Below are 17,137 nucleotides of genomic sequence, written 5' to 3' on the forward strand. Positions count from 1 at the left end.
CCGCGGTTCAAACGATGGTGAACAGCGGCTGGTCGTACTCAACCGGCTGACCGTTTTCTACCAGGATGGATTCGATGACGCCGGCTTTTTCAGCGGTGATGTGGTTCATCATTTTCATCGCTTCGACGATGCAGATGGTGTCGCCCACTTTCACGGTTGCGCCGACTTCAACGAAGGCTGGCGAGGTCGGTGCCGGGGTGCGGTAGAAGGTACCGACCATTGGCGACTTGACCACGAAGCCGTTCAGCACTGGCGCAGCAGGTGCTGCTGGCGCAGCGGCGGCGGCAGGTGCGGCGGCCGGAGCAGCAGCGGCCGGAGCCGGCGCTTGCATTTGTGGTGCGTAGAACTGCTGGGCCGGGGTCTTGCTGTGACGGCTGATCCGTACGGACTCTTCGCCTTCCTTGATTTCCAGCTCGTCGATACCGGATTCTTCCAGCAGTTCGATCAGTTTCTTAACTTTACGGATATCCATGAATCATCAACTCCCAAGGGTCGGTCAGGGGCGCTTGGCCGGTTGTTCAAGCTGTTCCAGGGCGGCCTCCAGGGCCAATCGGTAACCGCTGGCGCCAAGGCCGCAGATCACTCCTACCGCTACGTCGGAGAAGTAGGAGTGATGGCGGAAAGGTTCGCGTTTGTGCACGTTCGACAAGTGCACTTCGATGAATGGGATGCTCACCGCCAGCAGCGCGTCACGTAATGCAACGCTTGTATGCGTAAAAGCGGCGGGATTGATCAGAATAAAGTCCACGCCTTCGCCGCGCGCGGCATGGATACGATCAATCAATTCGTACTCGGCATTGCTTTGCAGGTAGAGCAAATGGTGGCCGGCTTCACGCGCCCGTCGTTCCAGGTCAAGGTTGATCTGGTCCAGGGTGACTGCCCCGTAGACGCCCGGTTCGCGGGTGCCGAGCAGGTTCAGGTTGGGTCCGTGAAGAACCAGTAAGGTCGCCATCGGCTGTTCCTTGTTATTGATGTGGGTACGGCAGAACCCGGCGACTATGCCGCAAAGCCTTTGTGACTGTCCAGTTCTATGCAGTAGCCAGCACGATTACCGAGGATAGCGCGAAATTTGTGACTGTGAGGGCGAGTTCGGTCAGTGTGGGAGCTGGCTTGCCTGCAATAGCGGTGTGTCAGCACAGGGAGATGTCGCCTGGTTCACCGCCATCGCAGGCAAGCCAGCTCCCACATTGGGTCGCAACCCACGTTGAGTCCGGTCAGACGCGAAACGCCTGGACCGCCGTGTTGAGCTGCCCGCCCAGCACCAGCAGGTGTTCGCCCTGGCTGCGGCCCTGGCCGATGCGCAGCAGATTGTCCTCGCCCAACTGGTGGATCCGCTCGCTGTTGTCGCGAATCTCACTGACGGCGCCACTCTGCTGCGCGGTCACATCGGCGATGCGCACGGCGGTGTCGGCAATGGTCTGGATTGCGCCGACGATTTCATCCAGCGCACCATCTGCCGCCTGGGCCTGCTGGGCGGTGGCTTCGGCGTGTTCGACCTGGGCGCGCATGCCTTGCACCGATTGGTGGGCGGCGCTTTGCAGGCCGGCGATCAGGCCCTGGATTTCAGCGGTGGCGCCGGCGGTGCGCTGGGCCAGGGAGCGCACTTCGTCGGCGACCACCGCAAACCCGCGCCCGGCCTCGCCGGCACGGGCGGCCTCGATGGCGGCGTTGAGCGCCAGCAGGTTGGTCTGGTCGGCAATCGAGCGGATCACCGTGAGTACGCCGCCGATGGTGGCGGATTCTTCGGCGAGTTTTTCGATCATCTGCGCGTTCTGCTGCACTTCACCCACCAGCGCATGCAGCCCGGTCAGGCTCAGGCCGATCACGCGCTGGCCTTGCTCCACCGCCTGGCCCGCACTGCGGCTGGCCCCGGCCGCCTGGCTGGCATCCCCGGCGACTTGCTGGATGGTTGCCTCCAGCTCGCCGAGCGAATCGCGGATCTGCGCGGTGTCCCCGGCCTGGCGTTCAGCGCCGTCGTGCAGGCCGCTGCTCAACTCGGCGAGGGCACGGCTGCTGCCGGCGACCTCTTCGGCATTCCCGCGAATGGTGCCCACCAGGTCGACCAGATAGGCGCGCAAGCGGTTGAGGGAGGCTTCGATATCGTGCAGCTCGCGGTTGGTCTTGCCCAAGGCAATCGGCTGGCTGAAGTCACCTTCGGCCCAGGTCGACAGGGCCGGCGCCAGGTTGGTCAGCACCCGTGCCAGGCGCCGTTGCAGGGTATCGATCAGCAGGGCAATCAGCAGGATCAGGCCGATCATCACGCCTTGCATCAGGCGCACTTCGCCCTGGATCTGGGCATGTTGCGCGCGCACCACCGGCTCCAGGCCGGCAATGGCCTGCTGTACGGCGGCGATTTTCAGGTGGGTGCTTGCGGCCAGGTCGGTGCGTTGCTGGATCTGTTCGCGGGTGCGCTTGAGTTCGCCGGGGTAGCGGGTGAGCAGGCTGTTGAGTTCGCGCTTGAGGTCGACGCCGGTGTCCTGGGTCTCGGTCTTCTCGGTGTTCTCCAGGCCCATCAAGGCAGAAAAATCATCGGCGCTGGAATCGGCGCTGGCCTTGACGCCGAGCAATGGCAACGGCTCCAGCAGGTCGGCCTGGCTGCGGATATTACCGACTTCACGCTCCACATCATCGGCCAGTTCCGCGCGCCCGCTGCTCACCAGCTTGTCGCGGGCCAGGGACAGTTTGCCCAAGTGCTGGGACGCGGCCAGCAACGGCGGCAGGTAACGCGCGGCTTGCGGCGAATTGACGCTCAGGGCGTATTGACCCAGTTGCTCCAGGTTCGCGCCCAGTTCGCGTTCGGCTTGCAGTAACAGCGCTTGCGGGTCGCCGGCCAGCTTGCCGGCAGCCAGCAGGTCAGTCTTGCTGAAGGTATCCAGGTCTACCAGGCTGGGGCGCAGGTTCTGCGCGAGGTCGGCGGGCAGTTCATCCAGGTGCTGCAGGAGGTTTTCCAGGCTCTGGCTGGCGCTGCTCAGGCGCAGGGCATCGCCGCTGGCCAGGTAGTCATCGATATTGCGCGCGGCCTGATTCTGAAAGGTCTGCGACAGGCCCAGGTAGCGCTCCATCAACAGATAGGGACGCTCCAGCGCGCGTTGCGACCACCAGAGCGTGGCCCCGAGGGCCAGGCACACAGCCACCAAGAGGAGGGTATTGAGATTGGTCAGCAGCTTCAGGCGCATGCGGGGTTTCAACCGACAGCAAAAGGTAAGTGCCTGAAGTTATTGCGTTTGCGTTACAGAGTTATGACGGAATCAGTCGATTCCGGTGAAAAGATGGCACTTTGCTTTGACGTTCGCGCCGCTTGTACGCGGTTGCGCCCGGCGTCCTTGGCGCGGTACAGCGCCTCGTCGGCCTGGGCGGCCATCATCAGGCTGTCGGAACCGTCGCACAGCTCCACCAGCCCGGCACTGAAGGTGCACCACAAATCCTGCGGCTGGGCCGGGTAGTGGATTTCGGCAAAGCGCCCGCGAATTTCATCCAGCACCCTGCAGGCCGACTCCAGGTCGGTGTCGGGCATCACGATGGCGAACTCTTCACCGCCATAGCGCCCGATATAGTCGGTCTTGCGCAGGCGCTGTTTGAGAAACAGCGCCAGGCTCTTGATCACGCGGTCGCCCATGGGATGCCCGTGGCTGTCATTGACCCGCTTGAAGTGGTCGATGTCCAGCATGGCAAAGCTCAGCGGCTTGTTCTCGCGGCGCGCACGGAAGCTGCAGTCTTCGAGCAATTGCAGGATGTGAGTGTGGTTGTACAGGCCGGTCAGGCTGTCGCGCACCATCCGCGCCTTGAGGTTGCGCGCACGGGCGGCGCGGTTGCGCACGGTGGTGATCAGGTGGCGCGGTTTGATCGGCTTGGTGAGGAAGTCGTCGCCGCCTTCGCTCATGGCGTCCAGTTGTTTGTCGAGGTCGTCTTCGGCTGACAGGTAGATGATCGGCACGCTGACGTAGCGGTCGTTATGGCGAATCACCTTGGCCAGTTCGGTGCCGGTGCAGGCGGGCATGTACATGTCGAGGATGATCAGGTCGGGCTGGAAGTCCGCCAGCTCGGCCATGGCCTGGATCGGCTCGATCAGGGTGCGCGTGACGATGCCGGCACTGTTGAGCAGCCGCTCGGTGTGCAGTGCCTGGGCCCGCGAGTCATCGATGATCAGCACTTTATACGGTTCGTACTGGGCGACGCAGGTGAGCACTTCGATTTTTTCCAGCAGGCTGGACGCCTCCAGTGTTCCAGTGAGGAACTCCTGGCCCCCGGCGCGCACGGCGGCCAGGCGGGTCGGGGTGTCGGTTTCATGCAGGCTGAAAAACAGCAGCGGCAGCTTTTGCTCCAGGCCTTCCTGGGCTTCGGCGGCGAGCTTGAGGCCCAGGCCGGCGCCGCAGAAGTCCACGTCCATCACGATCGCCGAGGGCAGGCGCTCGGCCATGGCGGCGCGAAAGGCTGCCACGCTGTCCAGCGACTGCGCGCTCATGCCGAAGAATTCCAGCTGCTTGGCCAGGCGTTCGGCGCGGTCGTGATCGGCGAGCATCACGTAGATCGGCTTGCGCATCGGCGGCAGGAACGTTTGCTCGAGCTGGTCGCCCTGGCGCAGTCCGGTGCGTGACAGGCGCTGCATCAGGCGGTTGAGTTCGGTGATCAGGTGGCTGCTCAGGCGGCCACGGTTTTCGTCCACCGCCTTGAGGGATTCGCCGATGTGCACGGCGAGCTGGCTGTGTTCCGGCTGTTCGAAACGCTCGGCAAAGCGCAGCAGGCGCAGGTTGGCTTCGCTGAGTTCGGACAGGTCGGCGCCCGACCATTCGCTGCGTTGCAGGCGCTGCCAGATCTCAAGAATTTGACGTGCCTGATGAATTACCCGCTGGGCAAAATGCTGCTTGAGACGCTCACGGCTGGGGTCTTCTGGCTCGGTCATATCCTGACTACTAGTTAGGGTGCATGCTGAGGTCGACTGATGGCTCTATGCTAGCACCTCTTTTCCATGGGATGAGTGTCATATGTCAATTAACTGCGTGTCCCGGGTATTCAGTTATTGACCCGATGGTCGCGCAGCGTAAAAAACCTGCATCCTTTATAGTCGAACCTTCCTCGTCCCCCGTTTGATTAAAAGCGCCGCACCGGCGGGCACGATGGGGTAGGGTTGTGGTCGGAGTGTTTGAACGCACCCGGACCATTGAAGTGCATGAACTCAAGTGATTGAAAGGATATCGCCATGCTGGACTGGAAAAACCGTGCAGGCAGTGCCAAAGGCCCCGCCCCTGAGCCCAAGTCGGCCAACCGCAGCTATTTTCGCACGGTGCTGATGAGCCGCGCCGTGCTGAGCGTGCTCGGCCTGTACCTGTTGGTCACCGGTGCCCTGGGTTGGTACTGGAGCGAAGAGCCGGCGCTGTTTCCGGTCCAGCAAAATGCGCAGATTGCCGCTGAAAAAGACGGCAAGCAGATGGTGGTGGGCTTCACCACCGTCGAAACCCTCAAGACCGTGGTCGGCACCCTGCTGAACAAGCCGGGTGGCTACATTTCCAACGACCGCTTCCCGCCGGGCCTGTGGATGGACAACATGCCCAGCTGGGAATACGGCGTGCTGGTGCAGGTACGCGACCTGACCCGAGCCCTGCGTAAAGACTTCGCCCGTTCCCAGTCGCAATCGGCGGAAGACGCTGACTTGGCCAAGGCCGAGCCGCGCTTCAACTTCGACAACAAGAGCTGGGTGCTGCCATCCAGTGAGTCGGAATACCAGGAAGGCATCAATTCCCTGAGCCGCTACGAGGCGCGCCTGTCGGACCCTAACCAGAAAGGCGCGCTGTTCTATGCGCGAGCCGACAACCTGAACAACTGGCTGGGCGATGTCGCTACCCGCCTGGGCTCGCTGTCGCAACGCCTGTCGGCCAGCGTCGGCCGGGTCAAGTTGAACACTGCACTGAAAACCGAAGCGCTGGCGCCGGGTGAAGTGCCACAGGTCGACGAAGAAGTGGTCGAAACCCCGTGGATGCAGATCGACAACGTGTTCTACGAGGCGCGTGGCCAGGCGTGGGCCCTGTCCCACCTGTTGCGTGCTATCGAAGTCGATTTTGCCGACGTACTGGCCAAGAAAAACGCCACCGTCAGCGTGCGCCAGATCATTCGTGAACTGGAGGCCTCGCAAGAGCCTGTCTGGAGCCCGATGATCCTCAACGGCAGCGGCTTCGGCGTGCTGGCCAACCACTCGCTGGTCATGGCCAACTACATTTCCCGGGCCAACGCGGCGGTGATCGACTTGCGTCAACTGCTCAACCAGGGTTGATGATGGACGCTGCTCAAAACGAGGCCGCGCACCGTGCGGCCTCCGATGCCGAACTGATCTGCTGGGTCGACGAGCAGGACAACCTGCTCGGCCACCTGGTGCGGTCCGACCTGCGCCAGCGCGGCCTGATTGGCCGGTGCACATTTATCTTCCTGTTCAATTCCAAGGGCGAGCTGTGCGTGCATCGGCGCACCCTGAGCAAAGCCCTGTATCCCGGCTTCTGGGACACGGCAGCCGGCGGCATGGTCGCGGCAGGCGAGTCGTATGCGGTGTCGGCCGCCCGTGAGTTGGAAGAAGAGCTGGGCGTCGGCGGGGTAGAGTTGGTCGAACATGACCACTTCTATTTCGAAGATGGCGACAGCCGGCTCTGGTGCAAATCCTACTCGGCGACGTGGGACGGGCCGCTCAGCCTGCAGCCCGAAGAAGTCATGGAAGCACGCTTTTTACCGATTCAAACGGTCCTGCAGGAGGCCGAGCAAAAGCCCTACTGTCCGGACGCCCAGGAGGGCTTGCGCCGCTATCTGGCCTCGCGTCGCTAAAGTTGCATAAATTGGCGCCATTTGGCCCTTAGCAAGTCGCGTTTTTGCCGTTACACTGCGCGACTTTTCACCCGTACTACGATTGTTTCACCCGGGTATCACTGTAGGCGCCGGCTTGCCGGCGATGGCTATCTTTAGGACGCCATCGCTGGCAAGCCGGTTGCTACAGGTGGGGTTGAAACAGGGCGGTACGGTAGCGCTGCCCCTGCCTGAGTGGGGCTTCGCGGTCGGTCAGTCTGATCGATCAGTCTTTGTCCTCCCAAGAGGATTGCCGGTGGCCAAAAAAGCCGCATCCTTCGCCGCCCTTGGTGGCCTGGTATTTTCCACCGACGCAGGTCGACACTGCCCGGACTGTCGTCAGCCCGTGGATTCGTGTACCTGCAAACAGACCCTGATCCCTGAAGGCGATGGCATTGCCCGCGTGCGACGCGAGAGCAAGGGCCGTGGCGGCAAGACGGTGACGACCATCACCGGCGTGCCCCTGGCCGAAGATGCCCTGAAGGAGCTGGCCACGACGCTGAAAAAGCGCTGTGGCACCGGTGGCGCGCTCAAAGACGGCGTCATCGAGATCCAGGGCGACCACGTCGAGTTGCTGTTGGCCGAGCTGATCAAGCTGGGTTACAAGGCGAAGAAATCCGGCGGCTAGCAGCCTCTGTGAAACCCACCCCGACCGCCGGTTCGCTGAACGCGAACTGTCGTCTCCATGGGTTTCACAGAGCCTGTTCCTGACCGGTGTCTAAACTCTGTCCTGCGAGTGGGGTCTACCTTCCTTACAGGCAAATCGTCATTTTCATTCTTTAGACTGCGCCAGCCTCAGAGAGAGGCGGCGCCTTCGACTTCATTTATAGGGGACTTCGATGTCCGTACGACGCACACGCAAAGACGATGGCAGCCAATGGACAGTTGCGGACAGCCGCAGTGTTTACGGGATCCGCCATTGGGGGGCCGGGTATTTCGCGATCAATGATGCCGGTCGCGTCGAAGTTCGTCCGAACGGCCCGAACAGCACGCCCGTCGACCTGTACGAGCAAGTAGACGAGCTGCGCAAAAGCGGCCTGTCCTTGCCGTTGCTGGTGCGTTTCCCCGACATCCTGCAAGACCGCGTGCGCCAGCTGACCGGTGCCTTCGATGCCAACATCGAGCGCCTGGAATACCAGAGCCAATACACCGCGTTGTACCCGATCAAGGTGAACCAGCAGGAGGCGGTGATCGAGAACATCATCGCAACCCAGAACGTGTCCATTGGCCTCGAAGCCGGCTCCAAGCCCGAGCTGCTGGCCGTGCTGGCCCTGGCGCCGAAGGGCGGCACCATCGTCTGCAACGGTTACAAGGACCGTGAGTTCATCCGCCTGGCGCTGATGGGCCAGAAGCTCGGCCACAACGTGTTTATCGTGATCGAGAAAGAATCCGAAGTTGAGCTGGTGATCGAAGAGGCTGCCAGCCTCAAGGTCAAGCCGCAGGTCGGCCTGCGCGTGCGCTTGTCGTCCCTGGCGTCGAGCAAGTGGGCGGACACCGGTGGCGAGAAATCCAAATTCGGCCTGTCGGCGGCGCAGCTGCTGTCCGTGGTCGAGCGCTTCCGCGCTGCCGGCCTGGACCAGGGCATCCGCCTGCTGCACTTCCACATGGGTTCGCAGATCGCCAACCTGGCCGATTACCAGCACGGGTTCAAGGAAGCCATTCGTTACTACGGCGAGCTGCGCAACCTCGGCCTGCCGGTGGACCACATCGACGTCGGCGGCGGCCTGGGCGTGGACTACGACGGTACCCACTCGCGTAACGCCAGCTCGATCAACTACGACATGGACGACTACGCCGGCGTGGTCGTGGGCATGCTCAAGGAATTCTGCGATGCGCAGAGCCTGCCGCACCCGCACATCTTCTCCGAAAGCGGCCGCTCCCTGACCGCCCACCACGCCATGCTGGTGGTGCAGGTCACTGACGTCGAGAAGCACAACGACGACGTGCCGGAGATCGAAAACAAGGAAAGCCTGCCGGAAACCGTGCAGTGGCTGGTGGACCTGCTGGGCCCGACCGACATCGAGATGGTCACCGAGACCTACTGGCGTGCCACCCACTACATGAGCGACGTGGCCACCCAGTACGCCGATGGCAAGCTGACCCTGGCGGAAAAAGCCCTGGCCGAGCAGTGCTACTTCGCCGTCTGCCGCCGCCTGCACAACTCGTTGAAAGCCCGCCAGCGCTCGCACCGCCAGGTGCTGGACGAACTCAACGACAAGCTGGCCGACAAGTACATCTGCAACTTCTCGGTGTTCCAGAGCCTGCCGGACACTTGGGCCATCGGCCAGGTACTGCCGATCCTGCCGCTGCACCGTCTCGACGAAGAGCCGCTGCGCCGCGCGGTCCTGCAGGATTTGACCTGCGACTCCGACGGCAAGATCAAGCAGTACGTCGACGAGCAGAGCATCGAGACCAGCCTGCCGGTGCACGCCTTGAACGAAGGCGAGGACTACCTGCTGGGTATCTTCCTGGTGGGGGCCTACCAGGAAATCCTCGGCGACATGCACAACCTGTTCGGTGACACCGACTCGGTGAACATCTACCAGCGCGAGGATGGTTCGGTGTACAGCGCCGGTATCGAGACCCATGACACCATCGAAGACATGCTGCGCTACGTGCACTTGTCGCCGGAGGAGTTGATGACTCACTACCGTGACAAGTGCGCCAGCGCGAAGATCAGCGCCAATGAGCGTACGCAGTTCCTGGACGCGCTGCGCCTGGGCCTGACGCGGTCTTCGTACCTGTCTTCGTAACTGAAGTGACCCGGCTCAAATGTAGGAGCCGGGCTTGCCCGCGATGGCGGTGTGTCAATGTGCAATGTGGGGTCTGACACTCCGCTATCGCAGGCAAGCCAGCTCCCACATTTGGATCTTCATCAGGTAGTACCTTCTATGTGAGGTCTGGAAGATGTCGAGCAAATGGCTGCAAGCCTTCACCCTGGCATTCGCTGCCTTCCTCGCAGCCTGCTCGCCCATCAAGGTGCTCAACGCACTTACGCCCTCCAGCACCTTCAGCAAAACTTCCTCCGTCGCCTACGGCGATGATCCCCGCCAGAAACTCGATATCTACCGCCCGGCCAATGCTTCGCCGAACGCCCCCGTGGTGGTGTTTTTCTATGGCGGCAGCTGGAACAGTGGCTCCAAGGATGATTACGGTTTTGTCGGCGAAGCCCTGGCCTCGCGCGGCATTGTGGTGGTGATCGCCGATTATCGGCTTTACCCACAAGTGCGTTACCCACTGTTTCTTCAGGACGGTGCCCAAGCGGTCGCCTGGACGTATCAGCACAGTGCCGAATACGGCGGCGATCCCCACAAGCTGTATGTGATGGGCCACAGTTCCGGCGCCTACAACGCCGCGATGCTGGCGCTGGATGCGCGCTGGCTCAACGAAGTGAACCTGTCGCCGTCGATGCTCAAGGGCTGGATCGGTCTGGCCGGGCCGTATGACTTTTTGCCGATTGAAAACCCTGACGTGAAGCCGGTGTTTTTCTTCCCCCGCTCACCCCCGGACTCCCAGCCGATCAACCATGTCAGTGCCGGCGCGCCGCCGAGCCTGTTGATCGCCTCTTCGTCCGACACACTGGTCAACCCCACGCGCAACACCGGCGGGCTGGCCAACGCGTTACGGGCGGCCGGTGTGCCGGTGGAGGAGTTCTACTTCGGCAAGACCAACCACCAGACGCTGGTGGCGGCCATCTCCAAACCGTTGCGCTGGCTGGCACCGTTGCTGGACCGGGTCGTGGATTTCATCCAAGCCACTGATTCTGCCGATTCAGGCGCCAGGCAATCGCCCACAAAGTGAGGCTGCGCAATGCCATGAACAGCAGGAAACTTATCCACAGGCCGTGGTTGCCGTAGCCCTGCAACAGCCACGCGAACGGCAGCAGGATCAGCACGGTCAGCAGCATCCCATTGCGCATTTCGCGCGCACGCGTGGCGCCGATGAAAAGGCCGTCCAGCAGGTAACTCCACACCGCAATCAATGGCAGCACCGCCAGGTATGGCAGGTAGATGTCAGCCGTTTCGCGCACGCTGGGGATGTCGGTCTGCATCGCGATAAACAGGTGCCCGGCGAACGTGAACAGCAGGGCGAAGCCGACGCTGGCGATCAGCGACCAACCGCAGGCGACCACCAATGAACGGCGCAGGGCCTGGCGATCATGCGCGCCGATGGCGTGGCCGCACAGCGCTTCGACTGCGTGGGCCAGGCCGTCGAGGGCATGCGCGGTCAGCAGCAGGCCGTTGAGCAGCAGTGCGTTGGCGGCCACGGTGGCGTCACCCAGGCGTGCACCTTGCACAGTGATCATGAAAAACACCGATTGCAGCGCCAGGCTGCGGATAAAAATATCGCGGTTGACCGCCAGCAGCGGCCGCCAGCTTTGCCACACCTTTAGCGCAGCCCAGGCGATGTGCCCTGGGTAGGCGCGCAGGGCTTTTTGCGTCAGGACCAGGCCGAGCAGGGCGCCGGTCCATTCTGCAATGACCGAGGCGCGCGCGGAGCCGACCACGCCCCAATCCAGGCCAAGTACGAACCACAGGTTCAAGGCGATATTCACCAGGTTGGTGGTCAGCAGGATCGCCAGCGGCGCGCGGGCGTTTTGCGTGCCGAGGAACCAGCCGACCAGCGCGTAACTGGCCAGCGCGGCGGGCAGGCCAAACAGGCGGGTGTGGAAGAAATCGCGAGTCAGTTGGTTGAGTTCGGGCGACGGTTGCATCCACTCCAGCGCCAGATGGCTCAGGGGGATGCCGACGGTTCCCAGCAGCATCGCCAACCCCAGTGCCAGCAGCAAACCCTGCAGCAGGATTTGCCGCAGCGCCGCTCCATCATTACGCCCGGCGGCCTGGGCGGCGAATCCGGTGGAACCCATGCGCAGGAAACCCATGGCCCAGGCCAGAAAGGTGTAGAGGCTGGCACCGACAGCCACCGCGCCGAGTTGGTGGGCGTGCGGCAGGTGGCCGATCACCATGCTGTCGACCAGTGCCACCAGCGGCACCGAAATGTTCGACAGGATCATCGGCGCGGCCAGGGCCCAGACGCGGCGGTGAGTGGGGCGGTGGCGCCAGTCGGTGAGCAGGGAATTCATGGAGGCTCCTACGGGGGAGCGGCATTGTAACTGTCCGCAGAACGAATGTCGGCGCCGGCAAGCCGGCTCCTACAGGGGGTTGGTGTTGGTTGTGGGATTTGGCTGGGCTTGAGCCGTTCAAGAACCAAACTGCCCTCCGTCGGTCAATGTGACCAGCGCCACATCGGCTTGGCTGGCGCTGATATATAGTTCACCCCTCGGATCCCTCTCACTACGAGTGCCCCATGCTTAACAAAGGACTGTTCCTGGCCTGTGCGCTGGCCCTGCTGAGCGCTTGCGACTCTTCCGATAAACCGGCAGCCCCGGCCGCTCCAGCAGCGGCGACGACTACCGCACCGAAGCCGGCCAAGGCGGCGGTGGATGTGGCGGCATTGAAGCAGCGCTATGCCGGGCGTGAGTTGAGTGTGGTGGACGTCTCCGAGGTGCAGCTGGATGGCGCCAGCACCCTGTCGGTGAGCTTTTCGATTCCACTGGATCCCGAACAGAAATTCGCCGACAAACTGCATCTGGTCGATGCCAAGTCCGGCAAGGTCGATGGTGCCTGGGAACTCTCCGATAACCTGATGGAGCTGCGCCTGCGCCACCTGGAGCCGCAACGCAAACTGGTGCTCACGGTCGATGCCGGGGTGAAGGCGGTCAACGACAACACACTTGCCGCCGAATACAGCGCGCGCCTGGAAACCCGTGATCTGCAAGCCACCGTCGGCTTCGCCAGCCGTGGCACCTTGCTGCCGACGCGCCTGGCCGAAGGCTTGCCGGTGATCGCGCTGAACGTCGACAAGATCGACGTCGAATTCTTCCGGATCAAGCCTGAATCGCTGCCGTCGTTTCTCGCGCAGTGGGGCCGCAACTCCAGCCTGCAAGGGTATGAATCGCGCGAACTGCTACCTATGGCCGACCTGGTCTACGGCGGGCGTTTCGACCTGAACCCTGCGCGCAATACCCGCGAAACCCTGTTGTTGCCGATCGCCGGCCTCAAGCCATTGCAGCAGCCGGGCGTTTACCTGGCGGTGATGCGCGCCTCGGGCACCTACAACTATTCGCAGCCGGCCACGTTGTTCACCTTGAGTGATATCGGCCTGTCGGTGCACCGCTATGCCAACCGCCTGGATGTGTTCACCCAGGCGCTCGAAGGCGGCAAGGCCCTGGACGGCGTCGACCTCGAAGTGCTGGATGCCAATGGCCGGGTGCTGGGCCAGGGCAAGACCGAGAAGGGGGGTCACGCCGAGTTGCCACTGCCGAAAAAAGCCCAGGTGCTGCTCGCCAAGCAAGGCGAACAGACCAGCCTGCTGCGCCTCGACAGCGCCGCGCTGGATCTGGCCGAGTTCGACATCGGCGGCCAGCCGTCCCACCCGTTGCAGTTCTTTGTGTTCGGCCCGCGCGATTTGTATCGCCCTGGCGAAACCGTGCTGCTCAACGCCCTGCTGCGCGACAAGGATGGCAACGCGGTCAAGCCGCAGCCGGTGAGCGTCGAAGTGCGTCGCCCGGATGAGCAGGTGAGCCGCAAGTTCGTGTGGGATGCCGATGCGTCCGGCCTGTATCAATATCAACTGCAACTGGCGGGCGAAGCGCCGACCGGGCGCTGGCAATTGGTATTCGACCTGGGTGACGGCAAGCCGCAGTTGTATGAGTTCCTTGTCGAAGACTTCCTGCCCGAGCGCCTGGCCCTGGAACTCAAGGGCAGCGACACGGCCCTGAGCCCGGCGGATAACCCGGTCATTCACGTCAATGGTCGCTACCTCTACGGCGCGCCGGCCTCGGGCAACCGGGTCAGCGGCCAGGTCTATGTGCGCCCGCTGCGTGAAGCGGTCAAGGCACTGCCGGGCTACCAGTTCGGTTCAGTCACCGAAGAGGAGCTGAGCCAGGATTTCGAGTTGGACGAAAGCGTCCTCGACGCCAAAGGCCAGGAAGACCTCACCCTTGAGAGCAAATGGGCCGACGCCAAGTCGCCGCTGCAATTGATCGTGCAAGCCAGCCTGCAAGAGTCGGGCGGGCGCCCGATCACTCGGCGCCTGGTGCAGCCGATCTGGCCGGCCGAACAGCTGCCGGGCCTGCGCGGGTTGTTTGACGGCAAGGAAACCAACGGCGACGGCCCGGCGGAATTCGAAGTGCTGGTGGCCAATCAGGACGGGCAGAAACTCGCCGCGCAAAACCTCAAGGTGCGCCTGGTGCGCGAGCGTCGTGACTACTACTGGAACTACTCCGACAGCGATGGCTGGAGCTATCACTACAACGAAAAATTCCTCAACCTCGACGAACAGACCCTGAATATCAAGGCCGGCGACACCGCCAAGGTCAGCTTCCAGGTGGAGTGGGGCCCATATCGCGTGGAGGTCGAAGACCCGCAGACCGGCCTGGTCAGCAGCCTGCGTTTCTGGGCCGGTTACCAGGCCCAGGACAATACCGAGGGCGGCGCCGTACGGCCCGACCAGGTCAAGCTGGCGTTGGACAAACCTGCGTATGGCGACGGCGATACCGCCAACGTCACGGTCACGCCGCCGGCTGCCGGCAAAGGCTACCTGCTGGTGGAGTCCGCCGAAGGGCCGCTGTGGTGGCAGGAAATCGACGTGCCGGCCGAAGGCAAAAGCTTCGCAGTGAAGCTCGACCCGAAATGGTCACGCCATGATCTGTATGTGAGCGCGCTGGTGATTCGCCCCGGCGAGCGCAAAGCCAATATCACCCCTAAACGCGCGGTGGGCCTGCTGCACCTGCCGCTGGACCGCACCCAGCGCAAACTCGGCGTGACCCTGAGCGCGCCGGAAAAAATGCGTCCCAAACAACCGCTGACGGTAAAGATTGCCGCGAAGAATGCGGACGGCAGCGTGCCCAAGCAGGTGCACGTGCTGGTGGCCGCGGTGGACGTGGGCATCCTCAATATCACCGAATACCCGACACCGGACCCGTACTCCAGCCTGTTCGGTCGCAAGGCCTATGGTGTCGACCAGTTCGACATCTACGGCCAGTTGATCGAAGCCGGACAGGGCCGCCTGGCCAGCCTGGCCTTCGGTGGTGACGCGGCGCTGGCCAAGGGCGGCAAGCGTCCGGATACCAGCGTCACTATCGTTGCGCTGCAAAGCGCACCGGTGACCCTGAATGAGCAAGGCGAGGGCGAAGTCAGCGTCAATATCCCCGACTTCAACGGCGAGTTGCGCCTGATGGCCCAGGCCTGGAGCGATGACCGCTACGGCATGGCCGAGGGCAAGACGGTGATTGCCGCACCGCTGATTGCCGAACTGTCGGCTCCGCGCTTTCTCGCCGGAGGTGACCAGACCACGCTGGCGCTGGACCTGTCCAACCTGTCGGGCAAAGCGCAGAAGCTGGATGTACAACTGACTGCCGAAGGGCAATTGGAGCTGGTCAACAGCGGCGCGCAATCCGTCGAGCTCAAGCAGGGCCAGCGCACCACGCTGCGCATCCCGGTCAAAGCCTGGGGTGGCCTGGGCCAGGGCAAGGTCAAGGTCACCGTGAATGGCCTGGACCTGCCCGGCGAAAACCTGCCGCCGTTCAGCCGCGAATGGACCCTGGGCGTGCGCCCGGCGTATCCGGCACTGCTCAAGCATTATCGCGCGGTGCTCAAAAGCGAGCCGTGGAGCCTGCCCGCTGGCACGCTGGAGCAGTTCGATGCGTCGGGACGCGAGGCGTTGCTGAGTCTGTCGAGCCGACCGCCGTTGAACCTGGGCGCGCAGATCAGTGCGCTCAAGGCCTACCCCTATGGATGCCTGGAGCAAACCGCGAGTGGCTTGTACCCCTCGCTCTACGCCGACGACGCCTTGCTCAAGCGCCTGGGGGTGAAAGGCGAGCCGGATGCCGCGCGCAAACGCAAGATCGAGCTGGGCATCGAGCGCCTGCTGGGCATGCAGCGCTACAACGGCAGCTTTGGGCTGTGGGGCGCCGATGGTGAGGAAGAGTATTGGCTGACCGCGTATGTCACCGACTTCCTGCTGCGCGCCCGTGACCAGGGCTTTGCGGTTCCGCCCGAGGCCTTGAAGAAGGCCAGCGAACGCCTGCTGCGGTATGTGCAGGAGCGTAACCTGATCGAAGTCGATTACAGCGACAACGCCGACCACACGCGTTTCGCCGTGCAGGCCTATGCCGGCATGGTCTTGGCGCGCAGTCAGCAGGCACCCTTGGGCGCGCTGCGGAGTATTTTCGAACGACGCAGCGAAGCACGTTCGGGGCTGCCGCTGGTGCAGCTGTCCATCGCCCTGCAGAAGATGGGCGATCAGCCGCGCGCCGACCAGGCGCTGCAGGCGGGGCTGGCAACCCAGCGCAGTGCCAATGAGTGGCTGGCCGATTACGGCAGCCCGCTGCGCGACCAGGCGATGATCCTGGCCTTGCTGGAAGAGAATGACCTGGCCAAGGGCAAGCGTGAAGAGCGCCTGTTCACACTGTCGGATCAGTTGGCGGCCAGCCCTTACCTGTCGACCCAGGAGCGTAATTCGCTGTTCCTGGCCGGGCGTCTTGGGTTCGCGCAGCCCGAGGCGAACTGGCAGGTATCGCTTACCGGCAGTGGCGGTGTGCAGGCGTTGAATAACCAGCAGTCGACCCTGGCGCTGGACGGCAAGCAGCTGTCCAGCGACCTGACCTTGAGCAATCAGGGTGACACGCCGGTTTACCAGCAACTGACGCTGTCGGGTTATCCACAAGTGCCACCGGCAGCCGGTGGCGACAACCTGAGCATCCGCCGCGAATACCTCGGCATGAATGGTCAGCCGCTGAACCTGCGTACGCTGAACAGCGGTGACCTGGTGCTGGTGCACCTGGCGGTGAGCGCCAAGCAACGGGTGCCGGACGCGTTGGTGGTGGACTTGCTGCCCGCGGGCCTGGAGCTGGAAAACCAGAACCTGGCGCAAAGCGCGGCGAGCCTGGAAAACGCCAGCAGCCAGGTCAAGGAGTGGCGTGAGTCGATGCAGAATGCATCGCTCAAGCACCAGGAATTCAGGGATGACCGCTATGTGGCGGCGATGAACCTCGACGGGTATGGCACCACGCACCTGCTGTACCTGGCACGGGCAGTGACGCCGGGGACTTACCGGGTGCCGCCGCCGCAGGTGGAGTCGATGTACCGGCCGAACTGGCAGGCGGTGGGGGAGACGCCGGCGGATCTGGTGATCAAGGGGCGTTGAAGGTCTCGACCTGAAATGCACACTCAATGTGGGAGCGGGCTTGCTCGCGAAGGCGTAGGGTCAGTCAGCGTATTGGGGACTGACCCAGCGTCTTCGCGAGCAAGCC

General features: G+C 63.0%; 11 protein-coding genes. 6 read left to right on the top strand and 5 right to left on the bottom strand.

Annotated elements, in window-relative coordinates; translation table 11 throughout:
- Positions 1-7 precede the first annotated feature (7 nt).
- From accB to QMX97_RS13315, 4 genes are all read right to left on the bottom strand, one after another.
- Positions 8-472: an acetyl-CoA carboxylase biotin carboxyl carrier protein gene (gene accB, locus QMX97_RS13300; RefSeq protein WP_065900279.1), complete on the bottom strand. Its 465-nt coding sequence runs from the start codon at positions 470-472 to the stop codon at positions 8-10.
- Between the two features lie 24 nt (positions 473-496).
- Positions 497-952, bottom strand: coding sequence for a type II 3-dehydroquinate dehydratase (aroQ, locus tag QMX97_RS13305; protein ID WP_012721999.1), 456 nt, complete (start codon positions 950-952; stop codon positions 497-499).
- 262 nt (positions 953-1,214) lie between these two features.
- Complete coding sequence (locus tag QMX97_RS13310; protein ID WP_106805277.1) at positions 1,215-3,176, bottom strand: methyl-accepting chemotaxis protein; 1,962 nt, start codon at positions 3,174-3,176, stop codon at positions 1,215-1,217.
- A 53-nt stretch (positions 3,177-3,229) separates the two neighbouring features.
- Positions 3,230-4,900 (bottom strand): PleD family two-component system response regulator, encoded by a 1,671-nt coding sequence (locus QMX97_RS13315; protein ID WP_065900285.1) that lies wholly within the window; start codon positions 4,898-4,900, stop codon positions 3,230-3,232.
- A 297-nt stretch (positions 4,901-5,197) separates the two neighbouring features.
- Here QMX97_RS13315 and QMX97_RS13320 point away from each other — a divergent pair, with 297 nt between their 5' ends.
- The 5 genes from QMX97_RS13320 (at position 5,198) to QMX97_RS13340 (ending at position 10,623) form a co-directional block, all read left to right on the top strand.
- Complete coding sequence (locus tag QMX97_RS13320; RefSeq protein WP_058423584.1) at positions 5,198-6,265, top strand: DUF2333 family protein; 1,068 nt, start codon at positions 5,198-5,200, stop codon at positions 6,263-6,265.
- A 2-nt stretch (positions 6,266-6,267) separates the two neighbouring features.
- On the top strand, positions 6,268-6,804 hold the full coding sequence (locus QMX97_RS13325) for an NUDIX hydrolase (protein WP_282397055.1): 537 nt from the start codon (positions 6,268-6,270) through the stop codon (positions 6,802-6,804).
- Positions 6,805-7,078: 274 nt separating this feature from the next.
- Positions 7,079-7,450: a translation initiation factor Sui1 gene (locus tag QMX97_RS13330; RefSeq protein WP_005784408.1), complete on the top strand. Its 372-nt coding sequence runs from the start codon at positions 7,079-7,081 to the stop codon at positions 7,448-7,450.
- Between the two features lie 211 nt (positions 7,451-7,661).
- Positions 7,662-9,575 (top strand): arginine decarboxylase, encoded by a 1,914-nt coding sequence (gene speA, locus QMX97_RS13335; RefSeq protein ID WP_065900291.1) that lies wholly within the window; start codon positions 7,662-7,664, stop codon positions 9,573-9,575.
- A gap of 154 nt (positions 9,576-9,729) precedes the next feature.
- Positions 9,730-10,623: an alpha/beta hydrolase gene (locus QMX97_RS13340; RefSeq protein WP_282397056.1), complete on the top strand. Its 894-nt coding sequence runs from the start codon at positions 9,730-9,732 to the stop codon at positions 10,621-10,623.
- Here QMX97_RS13340 and QMX97_RS13345 read toward each other — a convergent pair.
- Complete coding sequence (locus tag QMX97_RS13345) at positions 10,568-11,905, bottom strand: MATE family efflux transporter (protein WP_065900295.1); 1,338 nt, start codon at positions 11,903-11,905, stop codon at positions 10,568-10,570. The genes QMX97_RS13340 and QMX97_RS13345 overlap by 56 nt on opposite strands.
- Before the next feature lie 224 nt (positions 11,906-12,129).
- Here QMX97_RS13345 and QMX97_RS13350 point away from each other — a divergent pair, with 224 nt between their 5' ends.
- Positions 12,130-17,031: an alpha-2-macroglobulin gene (locus QMX97_RS13350; protein WP_282397057.1), complete on the top strand. Its 4,902-nt coding sequence runs from the start codon at positions 12,130-12,132 to the stop codon at positions 17,029-17,031.
- Positions 17,032-17,137 lie beyond the last annotated feature (106 nt).

Origin of the sequence: Pseudomonas sp. PS01298, assembly GCF_029959745.1 — a bacterium.
GTDB classification, from domain to species: domain Bacteria; phylum Pseudomonadota; class Gammaproteobacteria; order Pseudomonadales; family Pseudomonadaceae; genus Aquipseudomonas; species Aquipseudomonas aylmerensis.